11 protein-coding genes are annotated in these 16,286 nt (G+C 63.3%); 6 read left to right on the forward strand and 5 right to left on the reverse strand.

Annotated features, from left to right (window positions below; genetic code table 11):
- The first annotated feature begins 13 nt into the window (after positions 1–13).
- Positions 14–1,264: a hypothetical protein gene (locus tag LZ538_RS01800; protein WP_249830290.1), complete on the forward strand. Its 1,251-nt coding sequence runs from the start codon at positions 14–16 to the stop codon at positions 1,262–1,264.
- On the opposite strand, the gene LZ538_RS01805 is transcribed toward LZ538_RS01800, so the two are convergent.
- Entirely contained in the window at positions 1,261–2,421 is a 1,161-nt protein-coding gene (locus LZ538_RS01805; RefSeq protein ID WP_249830291.1) for a glycoside hydrolase family 1 protein, read from the reverse strand. The genes LZ538_RS01800 and LZ538_RS01805 overlap by 4 nt on opposite strands.
- Before the next feature lie 150 nt (positions 2,422–2,571).
- On the opposite strand from LZ538_RS01805, the gene LZ538_RS01810 reads away from it, so the two are divergent.
- Both LZ538_RS01810 and LZ538_RS01815 read left to right on the forward strand, forming a co-directional pair.
- Positions 2,572–3,336, forward strand: coding sequence for a histidine phosphatase family protein (locus tag LZ538_RS01810; protein ID WP_249830292.1), 765 nt, complete (start codon positions 2,572–2,574; stop codon positions 3,334–3,336).
- A complete protein-coding gene (locus tag LZ538_RS01815; RefSeq protein ID WP_249830293.1) occupies positions 3,333–4,193 on the forward strand; it encodes an NAD(P)H-hydrate dehydratase in 861 nt (286 codons plus the stop codon). Before LZ538_RS01810 ends, LZ538_RS01815 begins: the two co-directional genes overlap by 4 nt.
- On the opposite strand, the gene pyk is transcribed toward LZ538_RS01815, so the two are convergent.
- The 3 genes from pyk to LZ538_RS01830 are packed head-to-tail and all read right to left on the reverse strand — an operon-like array spanning position 4,179 to position 7,215.
- The gene (gene pyk, locus LZ538_RS01820; RefSeq protein ID WP_249830294.1) at positions 4,179–5,657 is read right to left on the reverse strand and encodes a pyruvate kinase; all 1,479 of its coding nucleotides are present in this window, start codon (positions 5,655–5,657) and stop codon (positions 4,179–4,181) included. The genes LZ538_RS01815 and pyk overlap by 15 nt on opposite strands.
- A gap of 20 nt (positions 5,658–5,677) precedes the next feature.
- Positions 5,678–6,577 (reverse strand): alpha/beta fold hydrolase, encoded by a 900-nt coding sequence (locus tag LZ538_RS01825; RefSeq protein ID WP_249830295.1) that lies wholly within the window; start codon positions 6,575–6,577, stop codon positions 5,678–5,680.
- The gene (locus tag LZ538_RS01830; RefSeq protein ID WP_249830296.1) at positions 6,577–7,215 is read right to left on the reverse strand and encodes a TetR/AcrR family transcriptional regulator; all 639 of its coding nucleotides are present in this window, start codon (positions 7,213–7,215) and stop codon (positions 6,577–6,579) included. Before LZ538_RS01830 ends, LZ538_RS01825 begins: the two co-directional genes overlap by 1 nt.
- A 120-nt stretch (positions 7,216–7,335) precedes the next feature.
- Here LZ538_RS01830 and LZ538_RS01835 point away from each other — a divergent pair, with 120 nt between their 5' ends.
- Complete coding sequence (locus LZ538_RS01835) at positions 7,336–9,831, forward strand: TonB-dependent receptor (RefSeq protein ID WP_249830297.1); 2,496 nt, start codon at positions 7,336–7,338, stop codon at positions 9,829–9,831.
- A gap of 49 nt (positions 9,832–9,880) precedes the next feature.
- Here LZ538_RS01835 and LZ538_RS01840 read toward each other — a convergent pair whose 3' ends face one another.
- On the reverse strand, positions 9,881–10,786 hold the full coding sequence (locus LZ538_RS01840) for a LysR substrate-binding domain-containing protein (RefSeq protein ID WP_249830298.1): 906 nt from the start codon (positions 10,784–10,786) through the stop codon (positions 9,881–9,883).
- Positions 10,787–11,000: 214 nt separating this feature from the next.
- On the opposite strand from LZ538_RS01840, the gene LZ538_RS01845 reads away from it, so the two are divergent.
- Both LZ538_RS01845 and rpoB read left to right on the forward strand, forming a co-directional pair.
- Complete coding sequence (locus tag LZ538_RS01845; protein WP_249830299.1) at positions 11,001–11,885, forward strand: sulfotransferase family protein; 885 nt, start codon at positions 11,001–11,003, stop codon at positions 11,883–11,885.
- Between the two features lie 216 nt (positions 11,886–12,101).
- Complete coding sequence (gene rpoB / locus LZ538_RS01850; RefSeq protein WP_249830300.1) at positions 12,102–16,274, forward strand: DNA-directed RNA polymerase subunit beta; 4,173 nt, start codon at positions 12,102–12,104, stop codon at positions 16,272–16,274.
- Positions 16,275–16,286: the final 12 nt, after the last annotated feature.

Below are 16,286 nucleotides of genomic sequence, written 5' to 3' on the forward strand. Positions count from 1 at the left end.
GTGTTGTCACCCCATGGCTGAACGCAGCGCCGACGCGATCTTCCCGACTTTCTTCATGGCGGGTTTCGAATGCTCGACCTTCGTGTGGAAGGACCGCCAGCGAAAGGATTATGTCAGCGCGACGGGCCACGACCTCCATCTGGAGGCCGATTTCGAAGCGGCGATGGATCTCGGCATCGGGACGGTCCGCGAGGCGGTTCGCTGGCCGGTCGTCGATCTCGGCGGAGGTCGCTATGACTGGTCGAGCGTCGAAGCGGTCCAGAAGGCCGCGACGCAATGCAAGCTGACGCCGATCTGGGACCTTTGCCATTACGGCTTTCCCGACGGCTGCGACCCGTTTTCCGATGAATGCCGCAAGCGCTTCGTCAATTACTGCCGGGAAGTCGCCCAATTCGTCACGAGCACCGCCGACGGACCGTATTTCTTCACGCCGATCAACGAAATCAGCTTCTTCTCCGCCGCGGCCACCGACCTCGAATGGATGTATCCGTTCGCGAAGGGGCGGGAGGATGAGCTCAAGCGCGCGCTCGCGCACATGGCGATTGAAGGCGCCAAGGCGATCCGCGAGGTCGAGGCAAAGGCGCGGATGGTGCATGTCGATCCGATCGTGCACGCGGTTCCCCCGCCCGACCGACCGGACCTCGCCGACGAGGCGCGGGACGAAGCTCACCGGAAAGCTTTTGAAGCGTGGGACATGCTGTGCGGCCGGCTCGCACCCGAGCTCGGCGGCTCAGCCGACATCCTCGATATCGTCGGCGTCAACGTCTACCATTATAGCCAGGTCCAGCTCGACGCCGACAAGAAGCGCGAAATCCTCGGCCCACGCGACCCACGTCGCAAGCCTTTGAGCGAGTTGCTTCAATTCGCCTGGGAGCGGTACCGCCGACCGATCATCATCGGCGAGACCAGCGGCTTCCAGGACAATCGCGCCCAATGGCTGCGCATGACGATGGAAGAGTCGTTCAAGGCCATCAACGCCGGCGTCGATCTTCACGGGGTGTGCCTCTACCCGTTCGTCGACCTACCCGACTGGTGGTCGCAGAAGTGGGCGAAGATCGGCATTTACGATGTGGCCGACAAAGAGGCCTTCGAGCGCGTGCCCTACGATCCGTACATCGAAGAGCTGCGGCGATGGCAGAAATTGCTCGACCAGCCCGAAAATGTCGAACCGGACGGCTATGGCCACGAATGGGGCCGGGTCCAGCTTGCCGAAGTCCGGAAATATGCAGCGAAGTCGGCTGCGCCCGCGGAACAGCCTGCCTAGCGGGCTATTCGAATCCGCCGGAAGTTGCCTGAAGACTCCTCATCCACGCCGAAGATCGTCCGTTGTCTTTCAAGCTCGTCGGCGAGCGGCCGATAAACGTGTCGCTTGCCGTCCGAACCGATCGGCGAGAACAGGCCGACCTCGCAGTGCCGGCTATTGTCCCAGCCGGGATAAGCGGTGACCGGGTAGATGCAGATGCCCTTTACGTCGGCACCACGCGTGAGCGCGTCGCGTACCTCATCGCAGACATAATGCAGCCACGCAGGACGGCCCGACCCCTCGGCGCCGGTTTCCGAAATGAAGACCGGCTTGCCATAGCGTTCGGCTACCTCGACTAGCATGTCGGACAGGGGCCGATATTCGTGGTGTCCCATCGGTATCGTGGGGCCTTCGAAATACCATTGGTTGTGCGGATAGAAGTTGAGCCCAACGACATCGACGAGCGACGGATCGCCGCCGAGCTGGGGCTCGGCCCTGCCCGTGATCCAGTCGTAAGCCTCGTACATCCCCTGCAAATTCCTGCGGGCGGCACGGATGGTGGGCCGGCGCTGGTTATGCGGTGCGATGTGGATCAGTGGCTCGGCCCACACGATCGTGGCGTCGGGCCAGCGTTGCTTGATTTCTCGCGAGGCCATGATGCCGGCGCCGACGAGTTGATATTTGAACCAACCCTGCTCGTCCGGGCCAACCCTCGGAAAGTAGCCGTCGTCGACCGCCCAGGACAGGAAGTTGATCTCATTCAGAGGGCAAACGACCGGCGTGCGTCCGCTTACCGTTTGATGCAACTCGAGCGCGGCGACGGCGAAGTCGGTGAAGCGCTGCGCAAAGCCCGGGGCCGCTTGGTCCACGCAGTCCGGGGAGCCGTAATGGAAAAGGTCCCAGATGATCTGCAGGTCGAGCTGTTCTGCGGCCTCCAGGGCGGGAAGCCAGCTCGACCAGTCGTAATTGCCCGGGGTCTTCTCGATCAGGTGCCAGCGAAGGCCGTCCCGCAGCGTCCTGAGGCCCAGTTCGGCGCATTGCCGATAATCGGACAGGACGTGACGGTCGTGCGAGGTCGCGCGTATCAGGTCGAGACGCACGCCATCACGCCGCCGGTGCGAAGAACATTCGAACCCTGCCTGAAAGAAGCTCGCGAAGATGTTGCCCTTGTCGCTCATTGACGCAACCAATGCGTGATCATGGGAAATAGAGCCTCATCGGCCCCGCAAATAGCACGGCCCGTCCGAACCAGGCTAATTTGCGGCCGTTTTGGCATGCTTGGCACATTCGTCTGCCTCGTGCTTTGAGCGAGCAGGAGGATAGGCCCGATGCGCCAGAATTGGCCTGAGCGACTTTGGCTGGTCAGGCACGGCCAGAGCCAGGGGAATGTCGCGCGCGATGCGGCCGACGCAGCCGGGCACCACGAGATCGCGATCGACGTTCGCGACGTTGACGTGCCGCTGTCTGAGCTCGGACATCGCCAGGGCGAGGCGGCCGGCCGGTGGTTCGCTTCGCTACCCGCTAACGAGCGGCCCGAGGTCATACTCGCCTCCCCATATTTGCGCGCAAAACAGACGGCTGAGCTGATCTGCAAGGCGGGAGCGCTTGCAGGGGGCCCGGCGCGCACGATTATCGACGAACGCCTCCGCGAGCGTGAATTCGGCGTGTTCGACCGGTTGACCACTGCCGGGATCCGCGCGCGTTTCCCCGAAGAGGCCGCTCACCGCACCCGCCTCGGCAAGTTCTACCATCGACCGCCCGGCGGAGAGAGCTGGGCCGACGTCATCCTTCGCCTCCGATCGATGCTGAACACGATCAACCTGCATTACTGCAATCGGCGGGTCGCCGTCGTCTGCCATCAGGTCGTTGTCCTGTGCATGCGCTACATCCTCGAGGAACTCGATGAGCAGCAAATCCTTGCGATCGACAAGCAGTCCGAAGTTTTGAACTGCGGCATCTGCGCCTACGAGTTCGAACCTGATGCAAAGGGCCTTTGTGTGCCGGAACTCGTGCTGTGGAATTATGGCGCGCCACTCGAAACCGAAGGCACCGCGAAGACCTCGGCGCCGGACGCTCTTGCAGGGTCACGGTGAGCGAGGGCCAGGTGCTCGACCGGAGCGCGCTCGAAGCTCATCCCCTGCCCCCGGTCGTCGACGGCGATAAGGAGACCAAAGGTCGCATCCTCATCGTCGCAGGGAGCCGCGAGGTCCCCGGCGCCGCGATGCTGACCGCAACCGCGGCCATGCGCGCTGGCGCGGGCAAGTTGGCCATCGCGACCATGGAAAGCGCGGCGCCCTACCTTGGGGTGTCGATGCCCGAGGCGATGGTCGTTGGCCTGCCCGAGGATGAAGATGGCGGTTTCGGCGGCGACGCCGTCGAGCTTTTGCGCGGGTATGCCGACGAAGCAGACGCCGTCGTCGCGGGGCCAGGCATGACGCAGAACGAATCGTGCGAACGCATTTCCCGCGCGCTGCTCGAATGCTCCGCTGCGGTCGCTTTGGACGCCGCGCTTCTGCACGCGCTGTCATCACCGATACCCGAACGCGACCAGGCGCCAGTGCTGCTTCCCCATGTGGGAGAGCTCGCGTCGCTGCTGGGCTGCGATGAGGAGGATATCGACCGCGACCCGATCGGCTGCGGTCATCGCGCAGCTCAGCTCTATCGATCGATCGTGCTGGTCAAAGGGGTGAAGAGTCACGTCGTCGCGCCGGACGGGTCGACGTGGACATATCAAGGCGGCGCGCCGGGGCTCGGTGTATCGGGCAGCGGCGACGTGCTTGCCGGCATCGTGGGCGGCCTGCTCGCGCGCGGGGCCGAGCCGCTCAATGCATTGCTTTGGGCGGTCTGGCTTCACGGCGAAGCCGGCGCGGCCCTCGCGAAGGAGGTGGGTCCAATCGGCTTTCTCGCTCGCGAGATCGCAGACGAGTTGCCCGCGCTACTTCCGCGTTGAGCTGTGCCGCTCGAGCTCGTCGCCAATCAGCCTGACTACGTGCAGCACGTTGGTGGATCCTGCGGTCCCGAAAGGAATTCCTGCCATCAGCACGATCCGCTGGCCACCCTGCGCCAGGCTGTGGCGCAGCGCCATGCGCTTACCCTTCTCCACCATTTCCTCGAAGCTCGCGACATCTCGCGTGTGCACGGCGTGCACACCCCAAAGCAGTCCCATCCGGCGCGATGTATTGATCGACGCGCTCATTGCCAGCAGGGGCACCGGCGGCCTTTCGCGTGCGATGCGCCGGGCCGTCGAGCCTGAGCTCGTGTAGCAAACCATCGCGCTGGCCGAGACGGTACTGGCGATCTGACGGGCGGACCCTGCGAGAGCATCAGCGGTGGTGGGCTCGAGCTGGGTTTGCGTAAAGTGCACTCGCGCCTGGTAGGTATGATCGCGCTCCACGCTTACCGCGATCCTGTCCATCATCGCGACTGCCTCGACCGGATATTGGCCGGCCGCACTTTCCGCGGACAGCATCACCGCATCGGCCCCGTCGTAGATGGCCGTGGCAACGTCGCTGACCTCGGCGCGCGTAGGCGTCGGCGACGTGATCATGGATTCGAGCATCTGCGTCGCGACGACGACAGGCTTTCCGAACTGGCGCGCGCAGGCAACGATCCGGTTCTGGAGCGGCGGAACCTCCTCGGGTGGAAGCTCCACGCCAAGGTCGCCGCGCGCGACCATCACGCCGTCCGCAAGCGCGATTATGTCGTTCAATCGGTCGATCGCCGCCGGTTTCTCGATCTTCGCCATCAGCGCCGCGCGCTCGCCGATGAGGGAGCGCGCCTCCGCCACGTCTTCCGGCCGCTGGACAAACGACAATGCGATCCAGTCGGCGCGCTGCTCCAGCGCGAACTCGAGGTCCGACCGGTCCTTCTTCGTAAGCGCCGGGATCGGCAGCAATACATTGGGAACGTTGACGCCCTTGTTGTCCGAAACGCGCCCTCCAACGACGACCTCCGCCTCGATGCGATTGTCGTCGGCCTTGAGGACCTTCAGCCTCACCTTGCCGTCGTCGACCAGGATATGGGCGCCCGGATTTACCGACTGGAACAGTTCGGGATGCGGGAGCTGCACGCGCTCGCTGCTGCCCGGTGCCGCGTCACGGTCGAACAGGAAGCGCTGGCCGCGTTCGAGCGTTGCCTGTCCGCCTTCAAAGTGGCCGACGCGCAGCTTTGGCCCCTGCAGGTCGAAAACAATGGTCGTCGGTCGGTGAAACTCCTTCTCGAGGCCACGGATGGCCTCGACGAGACGCGCCTTCTGGCGCTTGTCGCCGTGACTCATGTTGATGCGAAATGCGTCAGCGCCGGCCGCCATCAATTTGCGGATCGTCTTGGCGTCGCTTGAAGCCGGTCCGAGCGTCGCCAGGATCTTCACTTTACGAGCGCGGGGCGGAAGCGTGTCAGTCGCGGAGGCAGTCATGAGCGTCCGCCCTTAACCGGTTAAGATGACGGTTCAACCCGTGCGACCAGCGTTTCCAGGAAGCTGTCGATTGCCGCGACGGCTTCCGGTTCACTCAGTTCCGGCGCATGGCCTGTCGCGGGGATGACGGCGAACTGCATGGACGGCGCAAGCTCGCACATCTTTTGGGCAGCACGCGCCCCAAGCAACTCGCTGATCTCCCCTCTGATCACAAGAAGCGGTTTTTGCGCGAGTGCGAGGAAAAGCGGCCACGTGTCGATCTTGGGGACGGGGCCCGCAGTCTTGAACGGCTCCGCAATGGCCATGTCATAATCGAAGCGGATTTCGCCATCCTGCTCGCGGCAATTGCGTCTTGCCATGGCAAGCCAATCACTCTGTCCGTAGTTGGGAAAGGCCGGGCCATGCTTCTCGGCAACCGCCGCCGCGGCTTCTTGCCAGCTGCCAAACCGGGCATCGTTGCCAAGGTAGGTCATGATCCGGTCGATCCCGACATCCTCGAGCTCCGGGCCCACATCGTTGAGAATCGCGGCGTGGATCCGATCCGGCACAGTGGCAGCGATCGCCATCGTGACCAGGCCGCCAAGCGAGGTGCCGACGAAGATCGCCTCATCAATCCCCAGGCTGTCCAGCAGTTCGATCACGTCGCCGGCATATGTCAGAGGATTGTACCGCGCGGGGATGGGATCATGGTCGCTATCCCCCCGGCCGCGAAAGTCGACGACGATGACACGAAAGCGGGGGGAATAGCGCTCCGCGAATTGAGCGAAATCCCGAGCGTTGCGGGTCAGCCCGTGCAGGCAAAGCAGCGGTGGCAATTCCGAGCTGCCCGGATAGTCGCGATAATGCATGCGCAAGTCATCGCGAAGCTGCACGTAGCCATCGCGGTAGGCCTGCTCTCCGGCGGCTTCTCCGGAAGCCATCACTTGCCTAGCCCCGCGCGCAATGCCCGGCTCGTCGCGGCTGCGACGGACGCGGGGTCGGCGCTGGCCCACACCGAATAGCGCAACCCCAGGAACACGTTCGCGCCCATCAAAGCCCAGGCGAGGACTTCCAGATCCTCATGTGAATAAGAAGATGCAATTTCACCCCGCTCCCGCCCGGCGATGAGCCGCGCAGCGATGCGCTCGGCGGTGGTCTCATAATGCGCCCGAAAGCCCGCGGGATCCACGAATTCGGCTTCATCGATGATCCGGTACACGTGGCGATATTCGCGTGCGAACCGCAAAAAGGATTCGAGCGCTAGACGTTCGCCGTCGAAAACGTCTCCGGCTTCCTCCAGCGCCGGCGCAACATGGTCGCGGACCTGCGCCGACATGTCCCGGACAAGCGCTTCGAACAGCGCCTCCTTGGAATCGAAGTATGTGTAGAAGGTCCCGAGAGCGACGCCGGCCCGCTGGGTGATCCCGACGATCGAGCTGTCTGAAAAGCCGCGCTCCCCGATTTCGTCGCGGGCCGCATCGAGGATCTTCCTCAGCGTGCGCTCGCCCCGCGCCGTGCGGGGAGCCTTGCCGCTGCTGGCAACGCCGATCTGCCCGTCATTGCTCAAGCCAGCCCCCATGAACGCTCCCTACCGAGTCCCCGCGCAAAATCGCAAGTTGAAAGCCGGTTCAACTTTCATTATGCCTGCGATTATCGACGCGCGCAACGCACATGCGCCGTCCAAGGGGAGATACAAAAAATGCGCGTTTCGATCGCACGCGCCGCGATGTTCGGCACGGTTGCCGCGGCGGCCCTTCTTGCAGCTCCAGTTCTGGCGCAGCCGACCCAGTCGAGCGATCCCGCGCCGGCTACCGATGCGCCGAGCGACGCCGCACCGGCTGCTGATGTGCAGACCGAGGATGAGGCCGCCGCCGCGAGCGACCAGCAGATCGTCGTGACTGCCCGCCGCCGCAATGAGTTGCTGCTCGACGTGCCGGTTGCTGTCACGGCTTATTCCGGAGAGCAGCTTGAGCGTCAGGGCGCGCTGGACATCACCGACATCGGCGACACCACTCCAAACGTCACGCTCGAAACCTCACGCGGCACGAACACGACGCTTACCGCCTTCATTCGCGGCGTCGGCCAGCAGGATCCCGTGGCGGGCTTCGAGCAGGGCGTCGGCATCTATCTCGACGACGTATACCTCAACCGCCCTCAGGCAGCTGTGCTCGACATTTATGACGTCGAGCGGATCGAGGTCCTGCGCGGCCCGCAAGGCACGCTTTACGGCCGCAACACAATCGGCGGCGCGGTGAAATACGTGACCCGGCGAATCCCGGGCGACGGCCCGCACGTCAATGCGCGCGTGAACGTGGGCACGTATGGCCAGCTCGACGTCGTCGGCTCCGCTTCGACGCCGCTGACCGACGGTTTCAGGATCGGCGGTTCGGTCGCGCGCCTGACGCGCAACGGGTTCGGCGAGAACCTCACGACCGGCGAAGAGAATTACAACAAGGACATTTGGGCGATCCGCGGCACATTTGAGGCCGTCCCAAACGATGACATGTTCCTGCGCTTTTCCGGCGACTACAGCTGGGACGACAGCAACGCGCGCGGCGGCCATCGCCTGATTCCAAGCCTGGTGACCCATCAGCCTGTGCTCGACGACGTGTTCGACACCCGGGGCGGCCTTGCCGACCCGAAGCAGAAGGTGACGGGCGGCGGCCTCGCGCTGCACGGTGAAATCGGAGTCGCCGAAGGGATCAAGATACGTTCGATCACCGCGTATCGAAAGGACACGAGCCATACGCCGATCGACTTCGACGCGTTGGAAGCCGTGGATGTCGACGTGCCGGCCATCTACAAGAACAAGCAGTTCAGCCAGGAGCTGCAGGCGGTCATCGAAAAGGGTCCGTTGGGCGGAGTCGTCGGCGCATATTACCTCAGCGCCAACGCCTTCACCGCCTTCGACGTCCGGCTGTACACGTCCGCCCCAACGGTCCTGCCCGGCCTCACCGGTCTCACCCAGGGGGACGTCGACACCAATACCTGGGCGGTGTTCGGCGACTTCAGCTACGACATCAACGACATGTTCAGCGTGTCGCTGGGCGGGCGATATACGAACGACAAGCGTAAATCCCGCATCTTACGCCAGAATTACATCAACGGCGGCTCACCCTTACTCGGCGGCTCAAACGGTTTCGGGGTCGGCGTGCCGTTCCTCGACCCCACTTCGGATTATCTCGGGCGGCGCACCGACAAGGCCTTCACGCCCCGCGCCTCGATCAGCTTCAAGCCGAACAGCGATCACAATTTCTACCTGAGCTATTCGCAGGGATTCAAAGGCGGCGGCTTCGATCCGCGCGGCCAAAGCACGGCATGCCGCGGAGCGACCGGCGGCACCTGCACCGAGGACGAGCTGTTCGAATTCATGGCGTTCGATCCTGAAAAGGTGAACAGCTATGAACTCGGCTGGAAAGGAGCCGCGCTCGGCCGCCGCCTCAAATGGGCGCTCGCCCTGTTCCATGCCGACTACAAGGATGTTCAGGTACCCGGCTCGTTCGGGACCGTGCTTCAGGGCGTTCCCACCTTCATCGGCGTGACCACCAATGCCGGCAAGGCGCGCTTCAACGGAGTCGAGCTGGAAACCACTGCGGACGTTGCCGAGAACCTTGCCGCCGCCGGGGACAGGCTGCGGCTGTCCGGCACGGTCGGCTACCTCGACGGCAAGTACAAAGAGTTCATCACGACGACGCTATTCGATCCGGTCACCGGCGCACCGTTGCCGAGGGCGATTGAGATCGACGCCGCCGACTTCTTCCACATCCAGAACACACCGAAATGGACGCTCAGCGGCACGGTTGAATATGACGTACCCGTTGCCGGCGGACGCCTGAACGCCAACACCACCCTATCCTACCGCAGCGCCAGCCAGCAGTTCGAATGGAGCACGCCGCCGCTCGACCAGTCGGGCTTCGCACTGTGGGACGCCAACCTCGTCTGGCGCTCGCCGGGAAGCCGTTACACTGTTGGTCTTCATGGCAAGAACCTGACGAACAAGAAGTACATCGTCTCCGGCTACAACTTCCTCAGCCAGAATTTGCTGACCGGTCAGTTCGTGGGCAATAATCAGGCACCGTTCAACGTACCGTTCGGCCAGCCGGGCTTCGACCCGACGCTCGGCACCGAAGGCGTGCTCACGGCCTTCTACGGAAATCCGCGCCAGGTCTGGCTATCGCTTGGCGTGAACTTCTGACCGTTACGACCAGCTCGATTGAATGAAAAGGGCGGCTTCACGGCCGCCCTTATTCATTGGAGTTTATTCGAAGATCCGGGTTTTGAGCGTCGAAAAGCCACGCGACAGCATCCACGAAGGCCTCGATAACGGCGCGCTTGGGTGAGCTGCCGTTCCAGACGGCCCAATATCCATATTCCGCAAGTACGGAGCGCTCGAATATACGTACCAGCCGGCCGGAGGAGAGATCATTCCGCGCCAGTTGCGCTCGAGCAAGCGCTATACCATGGCCGGCGACCGCCGCTTCAAGGACCGTCGCCGAGTCATCGATGTGAAGACTGGATGTTTCCGGCTCAGTCCCCGCGATGAACCAAAGGCGCCAGCTGCTTTCCGGATGGTGGATCAGGACGTGGTTTCGAAGCCCGGCCTCATCTTTGGGAAACGCGCCTCGAAGATATTCGGGGCTCGCGACCGGAAAGAGTTCTTCCTGCGACAGGAGCCTGCTCTGAACTCCGCGCCAACCGCCAGGGCCGAAGCGGATTGCCACGTCCACGCCGTCGTCGAAGTTGGCCAGACCGTTCGACGTGCGAAAATCGAGCGAGGTATCGCCGCACGCGTCCCGCAGCGTCCGCAGCTCCGGCAGCAAGATTTTCTGCGCGATCGACGCAGTCGTGGACACAACGAGCCGATCGAGCGTGCGCCAGGGAGCGATGTCGAAGGCATCGGACAGCAGGCCCAGGCTAAGCCTGACGCGCGCCGCTAGCGTCTGACCCGCGGGCGTCAGGGCAACCGAGCGGCCTTCCCGAATGAACAATTGCTGGTCAAGACGATCCTCCAGGGCTTTGATCGCATGACTGATCGCTCCGGGCGTAAGGTTGAGCTCTTCAGCTGCACGGGTGAAGCTTGCATGACGAGCGGCCGCCTCGAAGGCGGCTACCGAACGGAGCGAAGGCGGCCTGACGGGCAAGTTGCGCACAAGCTGCCATCTGAGTGAATTTTATTCAACGATCCGCAGATTCATCCGCGAGAAAACCGGCAACTTGATTCCATAGCAGAAGCCCGTCATGCCGGCCCGACCGAGAAGGCTCCAGCCAACAGATGCGACTGAATCAGCCCCTTACGCAGCTGCCGAGCCGCTTCACGATCTCTCAGGCTCCGGCGCGAGACCGCGAAGAGCTCTGCGAAGCGGGATGACCGAAATCCCTTATCGCGATCGCTTCGATCGCCCGACGCTGATCCTGAGCAGTCCACGCTCGGGGTCGACCTTATTGTTCGAGACGCTTGCGCATGCGCGCGGGCTCTTCACCGTAGGCGACGAGAGCCACGGGCTGATCGAACGCATTCCGGGACTCGGCCCGTTCACTCGCGGCTGGGATTCAAATCGGCTCACCGAGCACGACCTCAACCCCGAGGTCGCGGAGCGGCTTGCCCAATCGTTTTACGAGGCCCTCCGCGATCGAGCCGGCGCCCGCCCGGAGGGGCGAGTGCGGATGCTCGAGAAGACGCCCAAGAATGCGCTGCGGATTCCCTTTTTCCGGGCGCTGTGGCCAGACGCCAAATTCATCTATCTCTATCGCGACCCACGCCAAACTCTTGCGAGCATGATGAGGGGCTGGGAGTCAGGACGTTTTCGAACCTACCCGCGTTTGCCCGACTGGACCGGCCCTTCATGGTCGTTCCTGCTCGTCCCTGGCTGGGAGTCGCTTCGCAATCTGCCCGGGCCGGAAATCGTCGCGCGCCAATGGGCAATCACCACAACCATTCTGGTCCGGGACCTCGAAGAACTGCCTCCGGACCAAGTGCGCGTCCTCGATTACGATGAGTTCCTTGCTAGTCCCCAGCAGAGCGTTGAAAGGCTGGCAAGCTCGCTGGAGCTGGGCTGGGATCGAGAGCTTCCCGCAACCCTCCCGCCTTCCCGGATGACGTTGACCGCGCCCCGGCAAGACAAGTGGCGGTCGCTCGAAAGTGAAATCGAGGCTGTCCGGCCTCTGTTTGCTACAGCCGACGACTTAGCGCGCGACTTCATCGCGCGGGTGAAAAAGTCGAGCGGAGACGCTTGCGCCTCGCGCGAATAGGACTATATCGGGCAAATCCAACAAATAGACGGCTCCGCCGCACGGTGACGTGCGCCCCGGGGCTTTTCCCGTCCTCTCCGGGACAGGGCCCGAACGGCGCACGGGCCAAACGCATTGGAGAGGGTTGCGGGTACAGCGCTCCAGACAACGACCGGCTGAAGCCGGAAACCATTGCGGGGCGCTCGAAATGCGTCCCCGCGCAGCGCAGGGAAGCAAATGGCCACCAAAGCGATCGACGCACCTCGCAATATCTCCAGCGGGGCCAAGACCAAGCAGCGGCGCATCCGCAAGATCTTCGGCAATATCCACGAGATCTCCGAAATGCCGAACCTCATTGAGGTTCAGCGCGAGAGCTACGAACAGTTCCTCCGTTCCGATCCGAAGACGGGCTACGTCTCGGGCCTGGAAAAGACCCTTCGCTCGGTTTTCCCGATCGTCGACTTCGCGGGCACCGCGCACCTCGATTTCGACCATTATGAGCTCGAAGATCCGAAGTACGACACCGACGAGTGCCGCCAGCGCGGTCTTACCTATGCCGCGCCCATGCGCGTCACCCTGCGCCTGACCACCTTCGAAATCGATCCCGAGACCGAGGCCAAGTCCGTCATCGATATCAAGGAGCAGGACGTCTACATGGGCGACATGCCGCTCATGACGATGAACGGCACCTTCATCATCAACGGCACCGAGCGCGTCATCGTGTCCCAGATGCACCGTTCACCGGGCGTCCTGTTCGATCATGACCGCGGCAAGACCCATGCGTCTGGCAAGTATCTCTTCGCCGCCCGCGTCATCCCTTACCGCGGCAGCTGGCTCGATTTCGAGTTCGACGCCAAGGACATCGTCAACGTCCGTATCGACCGCAAGCGCAAGCTGCCGGTCACAGCCCTGCTTCACGCTCTCGGCTTGTCCAGCGAGGAAATCCTCAACACGTTCTACAACCGCGTCTCCTATGCGCGTGGCAAGAACGGCTGGCAGATCCCGTATTCGGCCGAGGCATGGCGCGGCCTGAAGCCGACGCACGACGTTGTCGATGCCGACACCGGAGAGATCATCTTCAAGGCCAATGAGAAGATCACGCCGCGCCGCGCCAACCAGGCCGGCAAGGACGGGGTCAAGAACCTCATCATCCCGACCGAAGAAATCTTCGGCCGCTACTCGGCTTACGATCTCGTCAACGAGAAGACCGGCGAGATCTACATCGAGGCCGGCGACGAGGTCAGCGAGGAGAATCTCGCGAAGCTCGACGAAGCAGGCGTGAAGACGCTCGAGCTGCTCGACATCGACTTCGTCAACACTGGACCCTGGATCCGCAACACGCTGAAGGCGGACAAGTCCGAGGACGGCGACAGCGCGCTTGCCGACATCTATCGCGTGATGCGCCCCGGCGAGCCGCCGACGCGCGAAACGGCCGACGCGCTCTTCTACGGGTTGTTCTTCGACCCCGAGCGCTACGACCTTTCCGCGGTCGGCCGCGTGAAGCTCAACATGCGCCTTGGCCTCGACGCCGAGGACACCGTGACCACGCTCCGCCGCGAGGACATCCTGGCGGTCGTTCAGGAACTCGTGAACCTGAAGGACGGCAAGGGCGAGATTGACGACATCGACAACCTCGCCAACCGCCGGGTTCGCTCGGTCGGTGAGCTGCTGGAGAACCAGTATCGCGTCGGCCTCCTCCGCATGGAGCGCGCGGTCAAGGAGCGCATGAGCTCGGTCGACGTGTCGACGGTCATGCCGAACGACCTCATCAACGCCAAGCCGGCGGTTGCCGCGGTGCGCGAGTTCTTCGGATCGTCGCAGCTGTCCCAGTTCATGGACCAGACCAATCCGCTTTCGGAAGTCACCCACAAGCGCCGTGTCTCGGCGCTTGGGCCGGGCGGCCTCACGCGTGAGCGCGCCGGCTTCGAGGTCCGCGACGTCCATCCGACGCACTATGGCCGTATTTGCCCGATCGAGACGCCGGAAGGCCCGAACATCGGCCTCATCAACTCGCTGGCGAGCTTCAGCCGGGTCAACAAGTACGGATTCATCGAGACGCCGTACCGGAAGGTCGTCGACGGCAAGGTTACGAAGGAAGTCGTCTACCTTTCGGCGATGGAAGAGGCGAAGCACACGATCGCTCAGGCCAATGCCGAGCTGAACAAGGACGGGACCTTCGGCGAAGAAATCGTTTCGGCACGCCGCAACGGCGACTTCCTGATCGCTCCCCGCGAGCAAATCACCCTGATGGACGTCAGCCCGAAGCAGCTGGTGTCGGTCGCCGCCTCGCTCATTCCGTTCCTCGAAAACGACGACGCCAACCGCGCGCTCATGGGCTCGAACATGCAGCGGCAGGCCGTGCCCCTGCTCCAGGCTGAAGCGCCGCTCGTCGGCACAGGCATGGAGGAGACCGTGGCTCGCGATTCCGGCGCAGCCATCGCGGCCCGCCGGTCGGGCGTCGTCGACCAGGTCGACGCTACCCGTATCGTGGTTCGCGTCACGGGCGAGCTGAAACCCGGCGAATCCGGCGTCGACATCTACACGCTGATGAAGTTCCAGCGCTCGAACCAGAACACCTGCATCAACCAGCGTCCGCTGGTGAAGGTGGGTGACACGGTCGAGGCCGGCGAGACAATCGCCGACGGACCTTCGACCGAATATGGCGAGCTGGCGCTCGGACGGAACGTGCTCGTCGCGTTCATGCCGTGGAACGGGTACAATTATGAGGACTCGATCCTGATCTCCGAGCGGATCGTGAAGGACGACGTCTTCACCTCGATCCACATCGAAGAGTTCGAGGTCATGGCCCGCGATACGAAACTTGGGCCGGAAGACATCACCCGCGACATCCCCAACGTCGGCGAGGAAGCGCTTCGCAACCTCGACGAGGCGGGGATCGTCTACATCGGCGCCGAGGTTGAGCCGGGCGACATCCTGGTCGGCAAGATCACGCCGAAGGGCGAAAGCCCAATGACGCCGGAGGAGAAGCTTCTCCGCGCCATCTTCGGCGAAAAGGCCTCGGACGTTCGCGACACGTCGCTGCGGCTTCCGCCGGGCGTAAGCGGAACGGTTGTCGAGGTGCGCGTCTTCAACCGGCACGGCATCGACATCGACGACCGTACCCGCGCCATCCAGACCGAGGAGAAGGAGCGGCTCAAGAAGGACGCCGACGACGAGCGCGGCATTCTCAACCGCGCCACCTTCTCCCGCCTTCGCGAGATGCTTCTGAAGCAGGTCGCGACGGCTGCTCCGAAGGGCATCAAGAAGGGCTCGACCCTCGATGACGAGACGCTGGAGTTCGTCGATCGTCACGAGTGGTGGAAGGTCGCCGTCAAGGACGACAAGCGCCAGGCCGACATCGAGGCGCTCAAGGCTCAGTATGACGAGGCCAACAATGCCATCACCCGGCGCTTCGAGGATCGCGTCGAGAAGCTCGAGCGCGGCGACGAGCTGCCGCCGGGCGTGCTCAAGATGGTCAAGGTCTTCGTCGCCGTTAAGCGCAAGCTTCAGCCGGGCGACAAGATGGCCGGCCGTCACGGCAACAAGGGCGTGATCAGCCGCATCCTGCCGCAGGAGGACATGCCGTTCCTCGAGGACGGAACGCCGGTCGACATCGTGCTCAACCCGCTGGGCGTGCCCTCGCGCATGAACGTCGGGCAGATCTTCGAAACGCACCTGGGCTGGGCTTCGCGTGGTCTTGGCCGGCAGATCCAGGAGATGCTCGAAGGCATGCACGAGCGCGGCAAGGAGCTTTCAGGCAAAGACGCCAAGTCGCTGCGGACGAAGCTCAAGGACGTCTACGGCGATCATTATGCCAAGGACATCGACGCGCGCGACGACGATGCGGTCATCGATCTTGCCTCCAACCTCACGGCTGGCGTCCCGATGGGCACCCCGGTGTTCGACGGCGCTCGCGAGCCGGATGTTTCGGCGATGCTCGAAAAGGCGGGTCTCGATCCGTCGGGACAGGTGACCCTGTTCGACGGCCGTACCGGCAATCCTTTCGACCGCAAGGTGACGGTGGGCTACATCTACATGCTGAAGCTGCATCACCTCGTGGACGACAAGATCCACGCGCGCTCGATCGGCCCCTACTCGCTCGTCACCCAGCAGCCGCTGGGCGGCAAGGCGCAGTTCGGTGGCCAGCGCTTCGGCGAAATGGAGGTGTGGGCGCTCCAGGCTTATGGCGCCGCCTACACGCTTCAGGAGATGCTGACGGTCAAGTCCGACGACGTGATCGGCCGCACCAAGGTCTACGAAGCGATCGTCAAGGGCGATGACACGTTCGAGGCGGGCATTCCGGAGAGCTTCAATGTGCTCGTCAAGGAAATGCGCTCGCTCGGCCTCAGCGTGGAACTCGACAGCGTCGCGGATCCGGACGCGGAACCGACCGCAATCGCCGCCGAATAACAGAACTTCCAA

The sequence above is a fragment of the Sphingomonas hankyongi genome, from assembly GCF_023516575.1.
GTDB classification, from domain to species: domain Bacteria; phylum Pseudomonadota; class Alphaproteobacteria; order Sphingomonadales; family Sphingomonadaceae; genus Sphingomicrobium; species Sphingomicrobium hankyongi.

Excerpts from the sequence above, each read along its gene's own strand:
- LZ538_RS01800 (WP_249830290.1), top strand. The coding sequence starts at position 14 with ATGGCTGAACGCAGCGCCGACGCGATCTTCCCGACTTTCTTCATGGCG.
- LZ538_RS01810 (WP_249830292.1), top strand. The coding sequence starts at position 2,572 with ATGCGCCAGAATTGGCCTGAGCGACTTTGGCTGGTCAGGCACGGCCAG.
- LZ538_RS01835 (WP_249830297.1), top strand. The coding sequence starts at position 7,336 with ATGCGCGTTTCGATCGCACGCGCCGCGATGTTCGGCACGGTTGCCGCG.
- LZ538_RS01830 (WP_249830296.1), bottom strand. The coding sequence starts at position 7,215 with ATGGGGGCTGGCTTGAGCAATGACGGGCAGATCGGCGTTGCCAGCAGC.
- LZ538_RS01845 (WP_249830299.1), top strand. The coding sequence starts at position 11,001 with ATGACCGAAATCCCTTATCGCGATCGCTTCGATCGCCCGACGCTGATC.
- LZ538_RS01805 (WP_249830291.1), bottom strand. The coding sequence starts at position 2,421 with ATGAGCGACAAGGGCAACATCTTCGCGAGCTTCTTTCAGGCAGGGTTC.
- rpoB (WP_249830300.1), top strand. The coding sequence starts at position 12,102 with ATGGCCACCAAAGCGATCGACGCACCTCGCAATATCTCCAGCGGGGCC.
- LZ538_RS01825 (WP_249830295.1), bottom strand. The coding sequence starts at position 6,577 with ATGGCTTCCGGAGAAGCCGCCGGAGAGCAGGCCTACCGCGATGGCTAC.
- pyk (WP_249830294.1), bottom strand. The coding sequence starts at position 5,657 with ATGACTGCCTCCGCGACTGACACGCTTCCGCCCCGCGCTCGTAAAGTG.